Source organism: Staphylococcus gallinarum, assembly GCF_000875895.1.
Taxonomy (GTDB): domain Bacteria; phylum Bacillota; class Bacilli; order Staphylococcales; family Staphylococcaceae; genus Staphylococcus; species Staphylococcus gallinarum.
In genome coordinates this window covers 1-17236 of record NZ_JXCF01000010.1, presented here as the reverse complement: position 1 = coordinate 17236, position 17236 = coordinate 1, and the positions used below count along the sequence as shown (strand labels likewise).

15 protein-coding genes are annotated in these 17236 nt (G+C 35.0%); 14 read left to right on the top strand and 1 reads right to left on the bottom strand.

Annotation, left to right across the window (positions count from 1 at the left end):
- The first annotated feature begins 123 nt into the window (after positions 1–123).
- The gene (locus tag SH09_RS08475) at positions 124–1200 is read left to right on the top strand and encodes a M42 family metallopeptidase (protein ID WP_042739221.1); all 1077 of its coding nucleotides are present in this window, start codon (positions 124–126) and stop codon (positions 1198–1200) included.
- A gap of 291 nt (positions 1201–1491) precedes the next feature.
- On the opposite strand, the gene SH09_RS08470 is transcribed toward SH09_RS08475, so the two are convergent.
- Positions 1492–2310, bottom strand: a complete 819-nt coding sequence (locus SH09_RS08470) for an SDR family oxidoreductase (RefSeq protein WP_042739220.1) — start codon at positions 2308–2310, stop codon at positions 1492–1494.
- A 223-nt stretch (positions 2311–2533) separates the two neighbouring features.
- Here SH09_RS08470 and SH09_RS08465 point away from each other — a divergent pair, with 223 nt between their 5' ends.
- The 13 genes from SH09_RS08465 to hisIE all read left to right on the top strand — a co-directional run bounded on the left by SH09_RS08465 (position 2534) and on the right by hisIE (position 17157).
- Positions 2534–4072 (top strand): AbgT family transporter, encoded by a 1539-nt coding sequence (locus SH09_RS08465; protein ID WP_042739219.1) that lies wholly within the window; start codon positions 2534–2536, stop codon positions 4070–4072.
- Between the two features lie 242 nt (positions 4073–4314).
- On the top strand, positions 4315–5841 hold the full coding sequence (gene ppx / locus SH09_RS08460; protein ID WP_042739218.1) for an exopolyphosphatase: 1527 nt from the start codon (positions 4315–4317) through the stop codon (positions 5839–5841).
- Between the two features lie 66 nt (positions 5842–5907).
- Positions 5908–8067, top strand: coding sequence for an RNA degradosome polyphosphate kinase (locus SH09_RS08455; protein ID WP_042739217.1), 2160 nt, complete (start codon positions 5908–5910; stop codon positions 8065–8067).
- Between the two features lie 474 nt (positions 8068–8541).
- A complete protein-coding gene (locus tag SH09_RS08450; RefSeq protein WP_042739216.1) occupies positions 8542–9843 on the top strand; it encodes a D-serine ammonia-lyase in 1302 nt (433 codons plus the stop codon).
- Between the two features lie 401 nt (positions 9844–10244).
- Entirely contained in the window at positions 10245–11060 is an 816-nt protein-coding gene (locus SH09_RS08445) for an ATP phosphoribosyltransferase regulatory subunit (protein ID WP_042739215.1), read from the top strand.
- A gap of 22 nt (positions 11061–11082) precedes the next feature.
- Positions 11083–11700, top strand: a complete 618-nt coding sequence (gene hisG / locus SH09_RS08440) for an ATP phosphoribosyltransferase (protein ID WP_042739214.1) — start codon at positions 11083–11085, stop codon at positions 11698–11700.
- The gene (gene hisD, locus SH09_RS08435) at positions 11690–12940 is read left to right on the top strand and encodes a histidinol dehydrogenase (RefSeq protein ID WP_371664157.1); all 1251 of its coding nucleotides are present in this window, start codon (positions 11690–11692) and stop codon (positions 12938–12940) included. The genes hisG and hisD overlap by 11 nt, the downstream gene beginning before the upstream one ends.
- Positions 12941–12946: 6 nt before the next feature.
- Positions 12947–13951: a pyridoxal phosphate-dependent aminotransferase gene (locus SH09_RS08430; protein ID WP_042739212.1), complete on the top strand. Its 1005-nt coding sequence runs from the start codon at positions 12947–12949 to the stop codon at positions 13949–13951.
- A complete protein-coding gene (hisB, locus tag SH09_RS08425; protein WP_042739211.1) occupies positions 13929–14507 on the top strand; it encodes an imidazoleglycerol-phosphate dehydratase HisB in 579 nt (192 codons plus the stop codon). The genes SH09_RS08430 and hisB overlap by 23 nt, the downstream gene beginning before the upstream one ends.
- Positions 14504–15100: an imidazole glycerol phosphate synthase subunit HisH gene (hisH, locus tag SH09_RS08420; protein WP_042739210.1), complete on the top strand. Its 597-nt coding sequence runs from the start codon at positions 14504–14506 to the stop codon at positions 15098–15100. Before hisB ends, hisH begins: the two co-directional genes overlap by 4 nt.
- Positions 15075–15779, top strand: a complete 705-nt coding sequence (hisA, locus tag SH09_RS08415; RefSeq protein WP_042739209.1) for a 1-(5-phosphoribosyl)-5-((5-phosphoribosylamino)methylideneamino)imidazole-4-carboxamide isomerase — start codon at positions 15075–15077, stop codon at positions 15777–15779. The genes hisH and hisA overlap by 26 nt, the downstream gene beginning before the upstream one ends.
- Positions 15776–16534 (top strand): imidazole glycerol phosphate synthase subunit HisF, encoded by a 759-nt coding sequence (hisF, locus tag SH09_RS17450; protein WP_042739208.1) that lies wholly within the window; start codon positions 15776–15778, stop codon positions 16532–16534. The genes hisA and hisF overlap by 4 nt, the downstream gene beginning before the upstream one ends.
- Complete coding sequence (gene hisIE, locus SH09_RS17445; RefSeq protein WP_042739207.1) at positions 16531–17157, top strand: bifunctional phosphoribosyl-AMP cyclohydrolase/phosphoribosyl-ATP diphosphatase HisIE; 627 nt, start codon at positions 16531–16533, stop codon at positions 17155–17157. The genes hisF and hisIE overlap by 4 nt, the downstream gene beginning before the upstream one ends.
- Positions 17158–17236 lie beyond the last annotated feature (79 nt).

Here is a 17236-nt window from a genome sequence, read left to right as displayed (position 1 = left end):
TCAAATTTGTCTTAGCGTTTTACTAGGAATTAATATATACGATTATCACACAGCTTGTTCGCATGATAAGCCACTTCGTTTCGTGGTAAACTATATGTATTCTTATAAATGGGAGGAATTAAAATGGACAATTCAGTTAATCTACTAAAAACACTAACTGATATAGACGGAATTGCAGGGCACGAGATGGAAGTAAAATCAACAATGAAAGCATATTTAACACCTGTTAGTGATGAAATCGTTGAAGATAATCTTGGTGGCATTTTCGCGAAAAAGACAGCAACAGATGGTCACAAAACATTAATGGTCGCTGGTCACTTAGATGAAATAGGCTTTATTGTAACTAAAATTGATAAAGACGGATTCTTGAAGTTTACACCAATCGGTGGTTGGTGGAATCAAGTGATGTTATCTCAAAAAGTCACAGTAACAACAGATAGTGGTAAAAAAATTCGAGGTATTATCGGATGTAAACCACCACATGTCTTAACTCCTGAAGAGCGTAAGAAAAACGTCGAAATTAAAGACATGTTTATCGATATCGGTGTTAAAAGTAAAAAAGAAGCCGAACAATATGGTATTGATTTAGGCAATATGATTACACCCTATAGTGAATTTGAAACCCTAGCAAACAATAAATATTTAACTGCTAAAGCATTTGACAATCGTTATGGTTGTGCACTTGCGGTAGACGTGCTAAACAACTTAAAAGAAGACGACATCAATATCAATTTAGTTGCCGGTGCGAATGTTCAAGAAGAGGTTGGATTAAGAGGTGCTAAAGTTGCAGCGAATAAAATTAAACCTGATTTAGCAATTGCAGTCGATGTAGCTGTTGCATATGACACACCTGGAATGTCTGGTCAAGTTAGTGATACAGCTATCGGTAATGGCCCAGTCGTTATAATCATGGACGCTACAAACATTGGACATGTTGGCTTCACAAAACATATTAAGGAAGTTGCTAAAAAGCACAACATCTCAATTCAATTAGATACTACTGCTGGCGGTGGGACTGATGCTGGTAGTATTCATGTTGCAAATGAAGGTACGCCAACTGTGTCAATAGGTGTCGCGTTACGTTATATGCATTCAAATGTTTCAGTACTGCATACCGATGATTATAAGAACTCAGTTGCTTTAGTGACTGAAATCGTCAAATCATTAAATGATGATGTTGTAGAAAGTATTATCTGGTAAATATTTAATAACTCACTCTATTTAAGTGATTATATGACAGACTTGAATAGAGTAGAAGTGCATTCACTAGCTATCTTTGCCTTGGAACACTTTAAGCAAATAATAGAATAACAAAAGATGTTATCTTCTATATAAATATTAAACGTCAATTTCTATTCGAACAATTCCCAATGTGAGGGAGTTAAATAGAAATTGACGTTGTTTTATGCTCATTAAAGATATAGCACATTCATTAAAATGCATTTCGTTGCTTCAAAGATAGGTATTTATTATTTTTGTTAGACCATGGTGTTATTTAGTAGTACGTTTCCAATCATCATCACTCAACATTTCACCTGGCCAAGTATAAGCCATTACACCTCCATCAATTGTGATGGTTTCACCAGTTATAAATGAGCTGTCATCAGATGCTAAGAAAGTAACTAATTTACCAATCTCTTCTGGCTTACCCAATCGACCTAAAGGCGTTACCCATTTTTGATTTTCTCTGAATGCTTGACCCGCTTCATCTTCTTTTGTACCAGTCAATTTATCAACTAATGGCGTTTCAATCGTACCTGGCGCTATGGCATTCGCTCTAATATTCTCACGACCATATTCTATCGCAGTTGAACGTGTGAAGTTAATCACCCCACCTTTTGCTGCGTTGTATCCTGAACGATTTAAGTCTGCTGCCTGTCCTGAAAATGAGGCAGTATTAATAATAGATCCACCCTTATCCATCATTAATGGTAAAGTGAATTTGGTCATTAAAAAGGTTCCTTTTAAATCTACATTGATGATACTATCAAACACTTCTATTGGATATTCATGAATTCGACCTGCTGCATTATCTATACCAGCATTATTAAAGAGAATATCAATAGTTCCATATGATGATTTAACCGATTCTGCAAATTGTTCTACGGCATTTGCATCGGAAACATCAACAATATATCCTGATGCTTTATACCCATTATTATTAATTTCATTTACAACATCATATACCTTTTCTGTTACATCTACTGCTAGAACATGCGCACCTTCTGCTGCCATGACTTGAGCAGTTGCTCTGCCAATACCTGTACTTGTACCAGTTAACACCGCAACCTTATTATCTAGTCTTCCCATAGCATATCACTACTCCTCTTCAAATATTTATTCCATCTTCCCCTTTTATATTAATTATTACCGAAATAGCTTATTTCAAAACGCAGTAATATATCATATGTTGTATTTCGAGCCCTCCTCAAAAACATTTGTCTTTTTCAAAAATACAAAATTTTAGAATTTTCATTCTATTTACATAAAAATTTTGTTATACTTTCGTTAACTTATTTGGGAGGTAGATATTATGTCTTCAAACTCAAAAAGGAAAGTGTCACCTATTGATAAATTTTTAAATATTGTTGAACTGATTGGGAACAAGCTACCTGATCCTAGTATTTTGTTCTTTCTTATGTGTGTGGGTTTGGCCGTATTGACCTGGATTGTGTCATTATTTCATGTCACAGTCAAACATCCTGGTACAGGTGATACGATCGCTATTAAAAGCATATTAAGTAAAGATGGATTTATGATGATTCTCAATGATTCAATTAAGAACTTTTCAGAATTCCCAGCTTTAGGTCTCGTCTTAGCCGTTATGTTAGGTATTGGTGTTGCTGAAAAGACTGGATATTTTGATAAATTAATGGTTCAAGTTGTACATAAAGCACCTAAAAAGTTTATTGTACCGGTCATCATCATAATTGGAATCTTAGGTAATGCTGCTGGAGATGCTGCACCTATTGTCTTACCCCCTCTAACAGCAATGGTATTTATCAAATTGGGTTATCATCCTATTGCTGGATTAGCAATGGCATATGCCTCAGCTATCGGTGGTTTTTCAGCTAACTTTATGATTGGTATGTCTGACGCGTTACTTTATGCTTTTACAAAGCCAGCTACCCAAATCGTCGCGAAAGATGTGCCTGTTAATGTAGCGATGAACTGGTATTTTATAGCGGCAAGCGTCGTCGTGTTATTACCTGCAGTTTATTGGGTTACCATGCGCTTTGTAATTCCTAGACTCGGCACTTATGATGATACTAATGCCGACATCAATGCTGATGATAACAATGACAGCTTAACCAAGGAAGAAAATCGCGCAGTATTTTGGGCTAATATAAGTTTCTTCATTGTTATACTGGTTATCATATTATGCGCTATACCTGAGCATAGCTTTTTACGAAATGCGAAAACGGGAAGTTTGCTCAATGATGCACCAATTATTAATGGTGTTGGTTTACTTATCCTTATCCTCTTTTTAGTGCCAGGTTTAGTCTATGGTGTAATGATGAAAGTGTTTAATAGTACAAAGGATTTAGGCAAAATGTTAGCTGATTCAATGGCATCAATGGGATCATTTATCGTCATCGTATTCTTTGCTGCACAATTATTAGCCTTTTTAGAATGGAGTAATTTGGGTGTCATTGTTGCAGTTAAAGGGGCTGCTATTTTACAAGGTCAGAATGGTATAGTGCTTATTCTAGGCATTATTTTATTGAGTGCATTGATTAATTTACTTATTGGAAGTGCTTCAGCAAAATGGGGCATTCTTGCACCAATATTTGTCCCTATGTTAATGCTTGTAGGTTTCCATCCAGCATTCACACAAATGTTATATCGTATCGGTGATTCTATTAGTAACCCAATCACACCAATGATGCCTTACTTGCCATTATTATTATCGTATGCTCAAAAATATGATAAAGATATGAAGCTCGGATCCTTATTATCTAGTTTGATGCCATACACCATTATCTTAAGTATCGTTTGGCCATTATTTATGATTGTATGGTATTTACTTGGTTGGCCTTTAGGTCCAGGAGGCCCTCTAAAAATTAAATAACCATTTTTATTAGGTCTAACAACTTAATATATGAGAGGCAATAGTTCGTAATATTAAACCAAAACAACCTTGCCTCTCTTTTTCTTTCTTTATAGGATAATTAAGCAAAACACCCCATACTCCCCTTTGAACAAATCGAATTATATTGCACACAAAACTTTTCAAATCATGTAATATATAATTAACAATTTGGGTAAATATAGTATAGATACTATGATCACCTACTTAACTAGGAGGCAAATATGGAACGAATAGGTTTAATAGATATTGGCTCTAATACAATCAGACTCGTTATCTTTGAATTTGATACTAAGACTGGGTTAAATGAATTATTAAATATTAAAACCCCAGCGCGATTAAGCCAATATTTAACAGATGATTTAACGATGAACGATGAAGGCATTAATGTGCTAACAAAGACCTTAAGCAGCTTTAAGAAAGTAGCTAAAAAGTTCAAAGTAAATGAATTACATCCCGTTGCAACTGCTGCGATTAGACAATCAAAAAATAGCGAAGAAATTATCGCTTTTATAAAAAAACATTTAGATGTTGAAATGACTATTATTCCAGAAACTGAAGAAGCGTTTTATGGTTTTTATGCAATTACACATACAACCGACATTCAAGATGGTATATCCATAGATATTGGTGGCGGTTCTACCGAAGTAACCTTATTTAAAGATAAGAGTTTAATAGAAGCTCACAGTTTCCCTTTCGGTGTCGTTACCTTAAAGAAAAAGTTCTTCGAAGGTAAGAACCATAATGATAAAAACGCTATTAAAGCAATGGAAAAATATATCGCTAAACAATTTGATCAACTACCATGGTTGAAGAAGCAACACGTTTCGCTCGTAGGTATTGGTGGTTCTGCACGAAACGTAGCACGTATCCACCAGTCAGAACATTCTTATCCAATTGGTGGAGTCCACAACTACAAGATGTCTGAAGAAAATATCGATGAAGTATATTCCATTATCAAGAAAAGTTCTAGAGATGAATTAAAGGATATTGATGGGTTAAGTAGAGATCGTGTCGACATCATCCTACCAGCTATTTCGGTGTTTAGAACATTATTTAACAAAATAAATGCTACTCAATTCACCTTTTCAAGAAAAGGTTTACGTGAGGGATACGTTATGAAATTAATTAGCGAACGTTATCCAAAGGAATTTAGAAAGGAAAATATTCGCAAAGATGCTTTATACCATTTAGCAAATGAGTATGGCATTGAAGAGGAAAGTGCTGAACAACGCGTCAAACTTGCTCACTCTTTACTATCACAATTGATTGATTTCAAAGCGATTGATGTCACAAAAGCAGAACAAAGACTATTCGCTGAGGGTGCGTTTCTGTATTACTTAGGTAGCTTTATCGATTCCGATTCTAGTTCACCACATACGTATTACATTATCGCTAACTCTATGATTGATGGATTTTCACACGAAGAACGCGTCAAACTCGCTTTACTTGCTAGTTTTAAAAATAAATCATTGCTGAAATATTTTAGCAACGAAACAAAATGGTTACACGGTAAAGCCTTTGACAACATCCAATATTTAGGGGGAATCATTAAATTCGTCAATGCATTAAATATTTCTCATACAAGCTCTGTAGATAAAGTCAATTTAACAGAAGAAGATGGTCAATATACGCTCTACATCTATTATTCTGGTGAGCCAATTTCAGAAGAATATCAAGCACAACGACAAAAGAAACACATCGAGAAAATATTAAAGTCAGACCTTTCAATTATCTTTACAAAATCTTAAAATTCATATGATAAATTATGTTTATCAAAACATGATTTTAGTTTATAACGAGGTGTAATAGTCATTATGCAAAGAAATTTGGGAGAAAAAGATTTGAATTTACCACAATATTATAATAACAGGGAACTCAGTTGGTTAGATTTTAATTATCGTGTATTACAAGAAGCACAAGATAAAAATAATCCCCTACTTGAACAACTGAACTTTATATCAATATTTAGTTCTAATTTAGATGAATTTTTTATGGTTCGTGTTGCTGGCCTACAAGACCAAGTTAAGCTAGGATACGATAAACCTGAAAATAAAGCACAGTTAACACCCAGACAACAACTCAATGAAATTAAGTTGAAAAATAAGCGCTATGTCGACTTACAATATCAACGCTATAACGAACTTGTGAACGAGTTGCGTCAATATCAAGTCGAAATTGTCACACCAGAAGCGCTTGATGATGCGCTATTAGAACAATTGGCAACCGAATTCAAATCAAATATATTACCTACACTAACTCCATTAGGAATTGATGCATATCATCCATTCCCAAAACTCAATAATAAAAGTTTAAATATTTTTGTCGATATCGATACCGATGATGCAATCAATTCTGCTATTGTTCAAATTCCATCATTGATACCTCGTTTTGTATATTTAAACGAAGGTAAAAAGCAATATATTATCATGGTTGAAGATATTATCACCTTCTTTATCAATGAATTATTCACTGGATATGAGGTGCTCAACACATTTACCTTTAGAATTACACGTAATGCCGATTTATCAATTCATGAAGAAGGCGCCGAAGACTTATTAATTGAGATTGAACGTTTCTTAAAGGAACGTAAGAGTGGTAGTGCTGTACGTTTAGAAGTTGACGGACGTCATGCTGCTTACGAAGATATTGTTTGGATTATGAATCAATTAGATGTGAAAGATGAAGAAGTTTACTTTGTAGATGGACCTTTAGATTTAACTATGCTTTTTGGTTTAGTTGATCATCTATCAAATAAATTAAGTCATCTGACTTATAGAAAGTATGTACCACAATTGCCAAGTTCATTAGGCACACATAATTTATTTGATTTATCTCTAGAACGAGATATCTTTTTCCATCACCCGTATGAATCCTTTGAACCTATTGTTGATTTTATACGTGATGCTGCTGAAGATCCCAACACCATTGCTATTAAACAGACATTATACAGGGTCAGTAAAGACTCGCCAATTATAAATAGTCTTAAAGAAGCTGCTGAAAAAGGGAAACAAGTAACTGTATTGGTTGAATTGAAAGCCCGCTTCGATGAAGAAAACAATGTCCATTGGGCGAGAATGTTAGAAGATGCTGGTTGTCATGTTATTTACGGTATGACTAATTTAAAGACACATAGCAAAATAGCCTTAGTCGTTAAACGTGTAAATAATAAGCTTACTTCTTTCGTTCATCTAGGTACCGGCAACTACAATGATAAAACTGCAAAAATCTATACTGATATGGGGATTATCACTACTGACAAAGAAATTGCTGACGACGCTTTAAAATTCTTTAATTATCTTAGCGGTTATTCGGTTAAACCAGATTATAATAAAATTATCGTTGCACCGTTTGATATCAGAGATGTCTTTATTGATCGAATTGACTGTGAGATTCGAGCACATCGAGAACATGGGAATGGCAAAATTATAATGAAGATGAATTCTCTAACAGACAAAGATATTATTTTAAAATTATTCGAAGCATCTTGTGCAGGTGTTAAAGTCCAATTAATTATACGTGGGATTTGTTGCCTTAAACCAGGTATACCTGGGATTAGTGACAATATTGAAGTTGTCAGTATTGTTGGTCGCTTTTTAGAACATTCTAGAATATATTATTTCCATAATAATGGGGACGAAAAAATTTATCTATCTTCTGCAGATGCGATGACTAGAAATATGATTAAAAGAGTCGAAATCTTGTTCCCTATTGAAGACAAAGTGATCGGTCAAAGATTATTGAACTATATGAACTTACAATTGTCTGATAATCAAAAAGGACGCTTCCAAGATAATGAAGGTCATTACCATTATATACAAAACAATTTATCACCATTAAATTCACAAGCTTATTTAATGAAAGAAGCAATGGAATTTGGCTCAGAACTCAAGGCACAAGCATCAAAGCCAAGCGGTTTGACTGTATCATCCAAAAGTGGCTGGTTTTCTAAATTAAGAAATTCTTTCAAAAAATAATTCAAATCATTAGCATAGTTGTAACTATTGTTATGTTAAATTCATTATACTAACTAAACTATAACAGTCACTCACTTTAACTACAGTGTTTGCTTGTTATAATCCTATAATTGCATGGTGACTATCACGACCAGGTCGTAGACACCCCTTTAAAAAGCTATTCAATAATATTAAATTTTGTAAATATAATAAGTCTGAGGTATCAGCTTAAAAAAATATTACTCAGACAAATGAATTCATCCAAATTATCTAACCAGTAAATGTCTTTAGACACATTTACTGGTTATTTTTTATTATGATATATATTCCAATATCCAATACATATCTCAAAGGACCGATTTTTTTAGAATAACTTTAACTATGTAGCATTTCTTTTCACAGGCGCTCCCCCAGTTACCATTACAAACGCAGCTTATAATTTTGATATAATGATGATAATGATGTTACAAGACAACCCTTACTAGGAGGATGCATATGCTAAATATCGAACACTTACAACAATCAAATCCTTTAATTTCAACATTGCAAACCTATACGCCAACCTTTTGGCATAATCCAAATTACGGTTCAAATAATGAGTTACCTTTTACAATCGAAGATATAGAAGATGCGGCAGCAAGATTAGAGCGTTTTGCGAGTTATATTCGTCACGTCTTCCCAGAGACAGAACCATTAAATGGCATAATAGAATCTCCATTAAAGCAAATTCCAGCAATGCAAGAACAGTTGTCCCATCAATTTGGTGACAACACATATGCCAACCTTTGGTTAAAATGCGATCACGAATTATCAATATCTGGTTCAATTAAAGCGCGTGGCGGTATTTATGAAGTATTAAAATTTGCCGAATCCGTTGCTCAAACAGCTGGTGACTTAACTTATAATGATGACTATAAAATTTTAGCAACAGATACCTATCGTCAACTATTTAAGCAATATAAGATTGCTGTCGGATCAACGGGCAATTTGGGATTAAGTATTGGCATAATGAGTGCTAAGTTAGGTTTTTCCGTTGACGTACATATGTCTAGCGATGCCCGTCAGTGGAAAAAAGACCTTCTTCGTCGATACGGTGTTAACGTCATTGAACATCAATCAGATTATCAATTTGCGGTTGCTGAAGGCCGAAAATTAGCCGCAAGTGACCCAACATGTCATTTCGTAGATGATGAAGGTTCTGCTGATTTATTTTTAGGATATACCGTTGCTGCATTACGATTAAAACAACAACTACAAGATAACCGCATAGTTGTCGATGCCGATCATCCATTATTTGTTTATTTACCTTGTGGTGTCGGTGGCGGTCCCGGAGGCGTTACCTTTGGACTTAAACAAATACTTGGACCACATGTTCATTGTGTATTTGCCGAACCTACACATGCACCTTGTATGTTACTTGGCATGATGACACAACTCCATGATCAAATTGCCGTAACAGATATTGGCTTAGATGGTCGCACAGCTGCAGACGGTTTAGCAGTATCTAGGCCATCCCGTCTAGTAGGTCAAATAATGAATCACTTACTCTTTGGCGTTTTTACTGTTGATGACCAACAAATGTATCGTTATATTTCAATGTTACATCAAACAGAGGATATATTTATTGAGCCTTCAGCCGCTTCTGGGTTCGATGGAATCAGAGCGACGATTAAACAAGCTAAAACACAAGGCATACCTACAGATCAAGCAACACATATTGTATGGTCTACCGGTGGAAATATGGTACCTGAAGATGAAAAGAAACAGTATTTAAATTATGGTGCCAACTTAAGATAAATCTAGCACGCCCTATTTTACATTTATACGTTAAATCACAATCGTTTCAACTAGATAATTCTTTCTAAATACAGTATGCTCATTGCAACGATTAATATTTGCTGTAATCACATTGAATACCTCACATACTCAACAGCTATGTAACAATTGATGCTATATTAACTCGACATCATTTTGTTTACATGGCTATTTTTTTATAGTTCAACAGCCACACTACCCCCGTTTTCACATTCTAAAACTGGGGTATTTCAATACTATAATCTACATTCTCAATAAATTAGGCTTTTGAAATTTTATTATTTTCAGAATATTTATTGAATTAAAAAATCAACTATGTTACAGTATATTTTATCATTACACTTTAGTTCGGTAGAGAGTAAAAGTAAAAAGGTGGTCATAATATGAATACAACTGCATTGATAAAAAACAAAGAATATGAATTGTCATTTTTAAAGCATTTTCAAGATAATGACTTTAATTTAGTAGATTTTAGCTTTATAGAGTCATTGTCGTGGCAATCGTTGACAAAGGACGATTTACAACAAATGACTGAACGTAGTTTTTGGCAACATGATCATCATATTTACGCGCTGCGCAATGATTTTACCGATCAATTATTACGTTATTACAGTAACTATCCACCACAATATCAAAGGGTAGCTTACACAGGACCCATCGTTCGTGACAATGAGGTATACACACAACTAGGAATCGAGCACTATAACCCTACTGTTAGCGATATGCAAGACGATTTTTTAACATTTTACAAATTTATACAAACAACGTTAAACGATGATATAGATTTTGTTATTTTAGGTCACTATCAACTTATAGATTTATTATTATCGGCAAATGAACAAACTCAAGATATCTTAAATTTAATTCAAGAACGCAATATATCTGAATTAACAACACAACTAGGTTCAGCACACCCTGTTGTTCAATTATTAACGACTAAAACAACTGAACAATTAAACTTGTTAAGCCAACTTTTTCCATATGATCACAAAACAATTCAAGCACTGCGTCGTTGGGAACAATGGTTTAAATCGAATGACATCACTAATATACACTTAGACATCACACCACAACCACCACGATCTTATTACAAAGGTGCATTCATGCGTTGCCATCTAAAAAATAATAAATCACAACAGTTAACTGGTGGATTTTATAAAGGTGAATTAGAAGGTTTCGGACTAGGATTTATACTTTAAAGAAAATAAAGGAGAGAAATTTATGCTTACTGTAGCTTTAGCAAAAGGACGCTTATTAAAAAGCTTCATTGCTTATTTATATGAAATAGATGAACAAAAATTAGCAGATGCACTAGAACAAAGAGAGCGCCAATTATTAATTTCTGTAGATGATATACAGTTTGTACTGGTCAAAGGGAGCGATGTACCCATCTATGTAGAACAAGGTGTAGCAGACGTTGGTATTGTGGGGAGCGATATTTTAGAAGAAGGTAATTATACAATTAATAATTTATTAGACTTACCTTTCGGAGAATGTCACTTTGCATTAGCATCCAAACCAGAAACAACTCAATTTAAAAAAGTAGCCACTTCTTATACGAAAACTGCAAAATCATACTTTGAAGCTCAAGGTTTAGATGTTGAATTGGTTAAGCTTTCAGGATCTATTGAGTTGGCATGTTTAGTCGATATGGTGGATGGCATCGTTGATATTGTTCAAACAGGTACGACACTTAAATCTAATGGTTTAGTTGAAAAGGACACGCTAAAAAATATTAACGCAAAACTAATCACCAATAAAGAAGCATATTTTAAAAAATCAAATGAAATTGATACATTTATTCAAACATTGGAGGTGTCACTCATTGATAATAGATAAATCAACTTTTCTCAAAGACTTTTTAAGCCAATCTTCACTTAATGAAGACTTATACCCTGTAGTTAAAGAGATTTGCGACACAGTTAAAGCATCAGGTGATTCAGCTTTAAAAGCTTATAACGCACAATTAGATGGTGTTGAAACAAATGACCTAGCTATCCCATATAGTGATTTAGTAACAGCTTATAACAATATAGATGGAGCATTACGTGAAGCACTCACAACAAGCCATGAGCGCATCAAAGCATTTCAAACAACAATAAAGTGGTCAGATAATCAAGGTACAGCTGAATGTTATGAAATGTATCATCCTTTAGAACGTGTCGGTGTTTACGTACCGGGCGGTAAAGCGAGTTACCCATCGACGGTATTAATGACAGTAACATTAGCTAAGGTAGCAGGTGTAGAAGATATTACTGTGGTCACACCACCACAACAACATGGACTTTCTGATGCTGTACTTGCCGCATGCTATATCGCAGGCGCCGACAATGTCTATCAAGTGGGTGGCGCTCAAAGTATTGCTGCACTCGCTTATGGTACCGAAACGATACCTAAAGTCGATAAAATTGTAGGACCAGGTAATCAATATGTTGCATATGCTAAGAAATATCTCTACGGACAAGTAGGAATCGATCAAATAGCTGGACCAAGTGAAATCGCCTTAATCATTGATGACACTGCAGATTTAAATGCCATCACGTATGATGTCTTTGCCCAAGCCGAACATGATGAATTGGCTAGAACGTTTGTTATCAGTGAAGATCGTGACGTCTTAGAACGTTTGGAAAGTAATATACAAGAACAATTACGTACAATTGAGCGTCAGCCTATTGTAGAAGCTAGTTTGCAAAACAATCACTTTTTAATAGCTGTAGCAAATCAAGACGAAGCAAGCGACGTCATGAATCAAATAGCACCAGAACACGCTTCTATACAAACTAGAAACCCAGAAGCATATTTAAATAAAGTACGTTATGTCGGAGCATTATTCTTAGGGTATTATTCACCTGAGGTCATTGGAGATTATGTAGCTGGACCAAGTCATGTCTTACCAACAAATCAAACAGCTCGTTTTACAAATGGATTATCTGTAAATGATTTCTTAACACGTCATTCAGTAATTAATTTATCAGAAAAGTCATTCAATCAGATTGAAGACGCAGCACGAACTCTAGCACATACTGAAGCGTTATATAACCACGAACAATCTGTACAAGTTCGTACGACAAAGGAGTAACAGATAATGATTAGAATAAACAAAAATGAAAGTCCCCTGCGCCCATTATCAAATGAGCAGCTTGCCGATATTATACAACAAGCCACATTTAATTTTTATCCTGATGATGAATATAATCGATTTAAGACTGCTTATGCTAAATATTTTAACCTTAAGCCAACACAAATTACAGCTGGTAATGGTTCAGATGAATTGATACAAAAGCTAATGCTCATCATGCCTGATGGTCCTGTATTAACACTTAACCCCGACTTCTTTATGTATCAAGCATATGCAGGACAAGTAAATAGACCTATTGAATTTGTAGATGCTGAAGATGATTTAACATTTAATTTAGACACAATTTTACAACGTATTGATGATGTACGACCGGCATTCTTCATCATGAGTAATCCTCATAATCCGACAGGTCATCAATATTCATTACCATTTCTAACAGCTATAGCAGATAAGATGAAAGCGATTGGAGGCTATTTCGTAATCGATGAAGCTTATTTGGACTTTGGCGAAGCTTATGAGATTGATTTAGCACCACATATACTTCAAATGCGTACATTGTCTAAAGCATTTGGTATTGCAGGGTTACGATTAGGTGTGTTAATTGGTACAGAAGAAACCATCCAACGCATACAACGCATTGAACATCCTTATCCATTAAATACAATCACCTTATATATTGCTATATATATGTTTGAACATGAAAAGATGACTGCTAGCTTTATTGAAGAACAACGCCGTCTAGCTATCAAGTTACGTAATATTTTTGAAAGTAAAGTCTCAGATATCATCAAAATTTACCCTTCTGCGACAAACTTTGTATTAACTAAAGGTGAAGCTGCACATAGCTTAGGCAAATATATACAAGAACATGGTTTCTTACCTCGTTTATATGATGAACCGAATATGGCAGACTATGTTCGCTATTCTATAGCAACTGACGAGCAATTAGATCAGTTAGCAGAAATTATTAAAAACTGGAGGATTCAATATGACTTATCAAAAGAAGCGTAATACGGCAGAAACGCAATTAAATATCACGCTTGCCAATGATGCTAGCGAAAGTAATATCAATACAGGTGTTGGCTTTTTAGACCATATGTTGACCCTCTTTAGCTTTCATAGTCAGCTATCTTTACAAATTGAAGCAAATGGTGATACCGAAGTTGATGACCACCATGTAACAGAAGATATTGGCATTGTTTTAGGTCAATTACTGTTAGAAATGGTTAAAGATCGTACAAGTTTCAAACGCTACGGTCACAGCTATATCCCTATGGATGAAACACTATCACGTACCGTTGTCGATATTAGCGGTCGCCCCTATTTGTCATTTAATGCCGAATTTAGTAAAGAAAAAGTCGGAACTTTCGATACTGAATTAGTAGAAGAATTCTTCCACGCGTTAGTTATTAACGCACGTCTTACCACGCATATTGATTTATTACGTGGTGGCAATACACATCACGAAATCGAAAGTATTTTCAAATCATTCGCAAGAGCACTTAAAGAGGCATTATCACAGAATGATTATGACGGTGTACCTTCGTCTAAGGGTGTGATTGAATGATTGCTATTATAGATTATGGTTTGGGAAATATTCGCAATGTACAACGTGCAGTGAAACACTTGGGTTATGATGCTATTTTAACTGACAAGCAAAGTGAAATTGAGGCTGCTGAATTAGTTATCCTTCCTGGTGTAGGACACTTTAAAGATGCAATGCGTGCAATCGAAGAACGTGGCTTAGATGCTATTTTAAAAGCAATTCACGACAAACCTATTATCGGTATTTGTTTAGGTATGCAACTATTATTCGATTGGAGCGCAGAAGGCGATGTTGCAGGTTTGAAGTTAATCCCTGGAAAAATCGTACCTATTGATACACCTTATCCCGTTCCTCACTTGGGGTGGAATAACCTCGTCAGCAATCAACAACAATTGACACATGATGTATATTTTGTACATTCTTACCAAGCAGAAATGTCACAATTTGTAGTTGCTTATGCAGAATACGGTGCACAAATACCTGCAATTGTTCAACATAGACATTATATTGGTATTCAATTTCATCCTGAAAAAAGCGGTGAAAATGGACTAGCAATACTAAACCAAGCTCTGAAAGGCGGATTCTTAAATGATCAAATTATGGCCAGCAATTGATTTAATCAATGCTACAAGCGTGAGATTGACAGAGGGAAAATATGACTCAGAAGAAAAAATGGCACGTACTGCTGAAGAAAGTATACAGTTTTACAATCAATTTCAGTGTGTTGATCGAATTCATATTGTCGATTTAATCGGTGCAAAAAAGCAATCTTCTATAGAGCAAGATTATATTAAAACATTAAAAAATTTAACTGACAAACCGATGGAAGTTGGCGGCGGCATCCGTAGCGAAACAACAATACAACAGTATTTTGATGCTAATATCGATTTTTGTATTATTGGTACGAAGGGGATTCAAGATTTAACATGGCTAGCTGATATGGCTCAAAAATATCCAAATCGCTTATATTTGTCAGTCGATGCTTATCGTCGCGAAGTAAAGATTAATGGTTGGGAACAAGACGCTCAATTAGATTTATTTGATTTAGTTGAACAAATCAATCACTTACCGCTCGGCGGCATTATATATACTGATATTTCGAAAGATGGGAAGCTATCAGGACCAAACTTTGAAATTACTGGCCAACTTGTAAAAGCTACAGATAAACACGTTGTCGCTTCAGGTGGTATACGTCACCAACAAGACTTAGTCCAACTTGAAACACTAGGTGTTCACGCTGCAATTGTAGGTAAAGCAGCACATGATCCAAATTTCTGGGAGGGATTATCATGATCAAGAAACGTATTATCCCTTGTCTTGATGTCAAAGATGGGCGTGTAGTAAAAGGTATTCAATTTAAAGGATTGCGCGATATTGGTAATCCTGTAGATTATGCTCTTTATTATAATGAACAAGGTGCTGATGAGTTAGTATTTCTTGATATTTCACGAACTGAGGCAGGTCATGACCTTGTACTAGATGTTATTGAAGAAACCGCCGAAAAATTATTTATTCCACTTACTGTTGGCGGTGGTATATCAACTTTAGACGATATTTCGAAATTATTAAATCACGGTGCAGATAAGGTATCATTAAATTCAAGCGCTTTAAAGAACCCACAATTTATTAAAGAAGCCAGTGAAAAATTTGGAAGCCAATGTATTTGTATCGCAATTGATAGTAACTATGATAGTGAATTAGAAGATTACTTTTGCTATACACATGGTGGCAAACAACGTACTGATGTCAGAGTATATGATTGGGTTCAACAAGTAGAGTTTCTTGGTGCAGGCGAACTGCTAATCACCAGTATGACACATGATGGTATGAAACAAGGCTTTGATGTCTCACATTTACACGCCATTGAATCATTGGTCAATATTCCAATCATTGCTTCAGGTGGTGGCGGAAATCCAGACCACTTTGTGGATCTCTTTAAACAAACCAATGTATCAGCTGGTCTTGCAGCAAGTATTCTGCACGATAAAGAAACAACAGTAAACGAAATAAAGCAAACAATGTCACAAGGAGGTATTCCAGTAAGATGACACAACCTGACTTTTCTAAAGGTTTATTACCAGCTATATTACAAGATGTAAACACTAAACAAGTATTGATGTTAGGTTACATGAATGAAGCTGCCTATAACAAAACACTAGAAGATCGTGTGGTATGCTTCTATTCTCGATCAAAAGAGCGCCTTTGGACTAAAGGTGAAACATCAGGTCACACTCAAGAAGTGCGTAATATTTATCTAGATTGTGACCAAGATACGATTTTAATAGACGTAGTGCCAAACGGTCCCACATGTCACACAGGCAGTCAAAGTTGCTTTAACACTGAAGTACCTTATAATGTACAACAATTAGAGCAGACAGTTGATCAAAGTGCAAATGCAGATAAATCAAATTCTTATACACAGTATTTATTGAATGAAGGCCTTGAAAAAATAACCAAAAAATTTGGTGAAGAGGCATTTGAAGTAGTAATTGGTGCGATGAAATCAGATAAAGCAGAAGTAACTAATGAAACAGCAGATTTAATGTACCATCTATTTGTTTTATTACATGCACTAGACATTGACTTTAAAGATGTTGAAGCTGTATTAGCTGAGCGACATAAGAAATCAAATAATTTTAAAGGTGAACGCTCAAACGTTGAGAATTGGTAATAGCTTCACCGATTGAATCTATAAAATAACCGCCATTATCCATCTGTTATTGCTGATGTTTGATAATGGCGGTTTCTTT

What these genes read in the sequence shown, in the direction of transcription:
- SH09_RS08475 (WP_042739221.1), top strand. Translation starts at nt 124, where the DNA reads ATGGACAATTCAGTTAATCTACTAAAAACACTAACTGATATAGACGGA.
- SH09_RS08470 (WP_042739220.1), bottom strand. Translation starts at nt 2,310, where the DNA reads ATGGGAAGACTAGATAATAAGGTTGCGGTGTTAACTGGTACAAGTACA.
- SH09_RS08465 (WP_042739219.1), top strand. Translation starts at nt 2,534, where the DNA reads ATGTCTTCAAACTCAAAAAGGAAAGTGTCACCTATTGATAAATTTTTA.
- ppx (WP_042739218.1), top strand. Translation starts at nt 4,315, where the DNA reads ATGGAACGAATAGGTTTAATAGATATTGGCTCTAATACAATCAGACTC.
- SH09_RS08455 (WP_042739217.1), top strand. Translation starts at nt 5,908, where the DNA reads ATGCAAAGAAATTTGGGAGAAAAAGATTTGAATTTACCACAATATTAT.
- SH09_RS08450 (WP_042739216.1), top strand. Translation starts at nt 8,542, where the DNA reads ATGCTAAATATCGAACACTTACAACAATCAAATCCTTTAATTTCAACA.
- SH09_RS08445 (WP_042739215.1), top strand. Translation starts at nt 10,245, where the DNA reads ATGAATACAACTGCATTGATAAAAAACAAAGAATATGAATTGTCATTT.
- hisG (WP_042739214.1), top strand. Translation starts at nt 11,083, where the DNA reads ATGCTTACTGTAGCTTTAGCAAAAGGACGCTTATTAAAAAGCTTCATT.
- SH09_RS08430 (WP_042739212.1), top strand. Translation starts at nt 12,947, where the DNA reads ATGATTAGAATAAACAAAAATGAAAGTCCCCTGCGCCCATTATCAAAT.
- hisB (WP_042739211.1), top strand. Translation starts at nt 13,929, where the DNA reads ATGACTTATCAAAAGAAGCGTAATACGGCAGAAACGCAATTAAATATC.
- hisH (WP_042739210.1), top strand. Translation starts at nt 14,504, where the DNA reads ATGATTGCTATTATAGATTATGGTTTGGGAAATATTCGCAATGTACAA.
- hisA (WP_042739209.1), top strand. Translation starts at nt 15,075, where the DNA reads ATGATCAAATTATGGCCAGCAATTGATTTAATCAATGCTACAAGCGTG.
- hisF (WP_042739208.1), top strand. Translation starts at nt 15,776, where the DNA reads ATGATCAAGAAACGTATTATCCCTTGTCTTGATGTCAAAGATGGGCGT.
- hisIE (WP_042739207.1), top strand. Translation starts at nt 16,531, where the DNA reads ATGACACAACCTGACTTTTCTAAAGGTTTATTACCAGCTATATTACAA.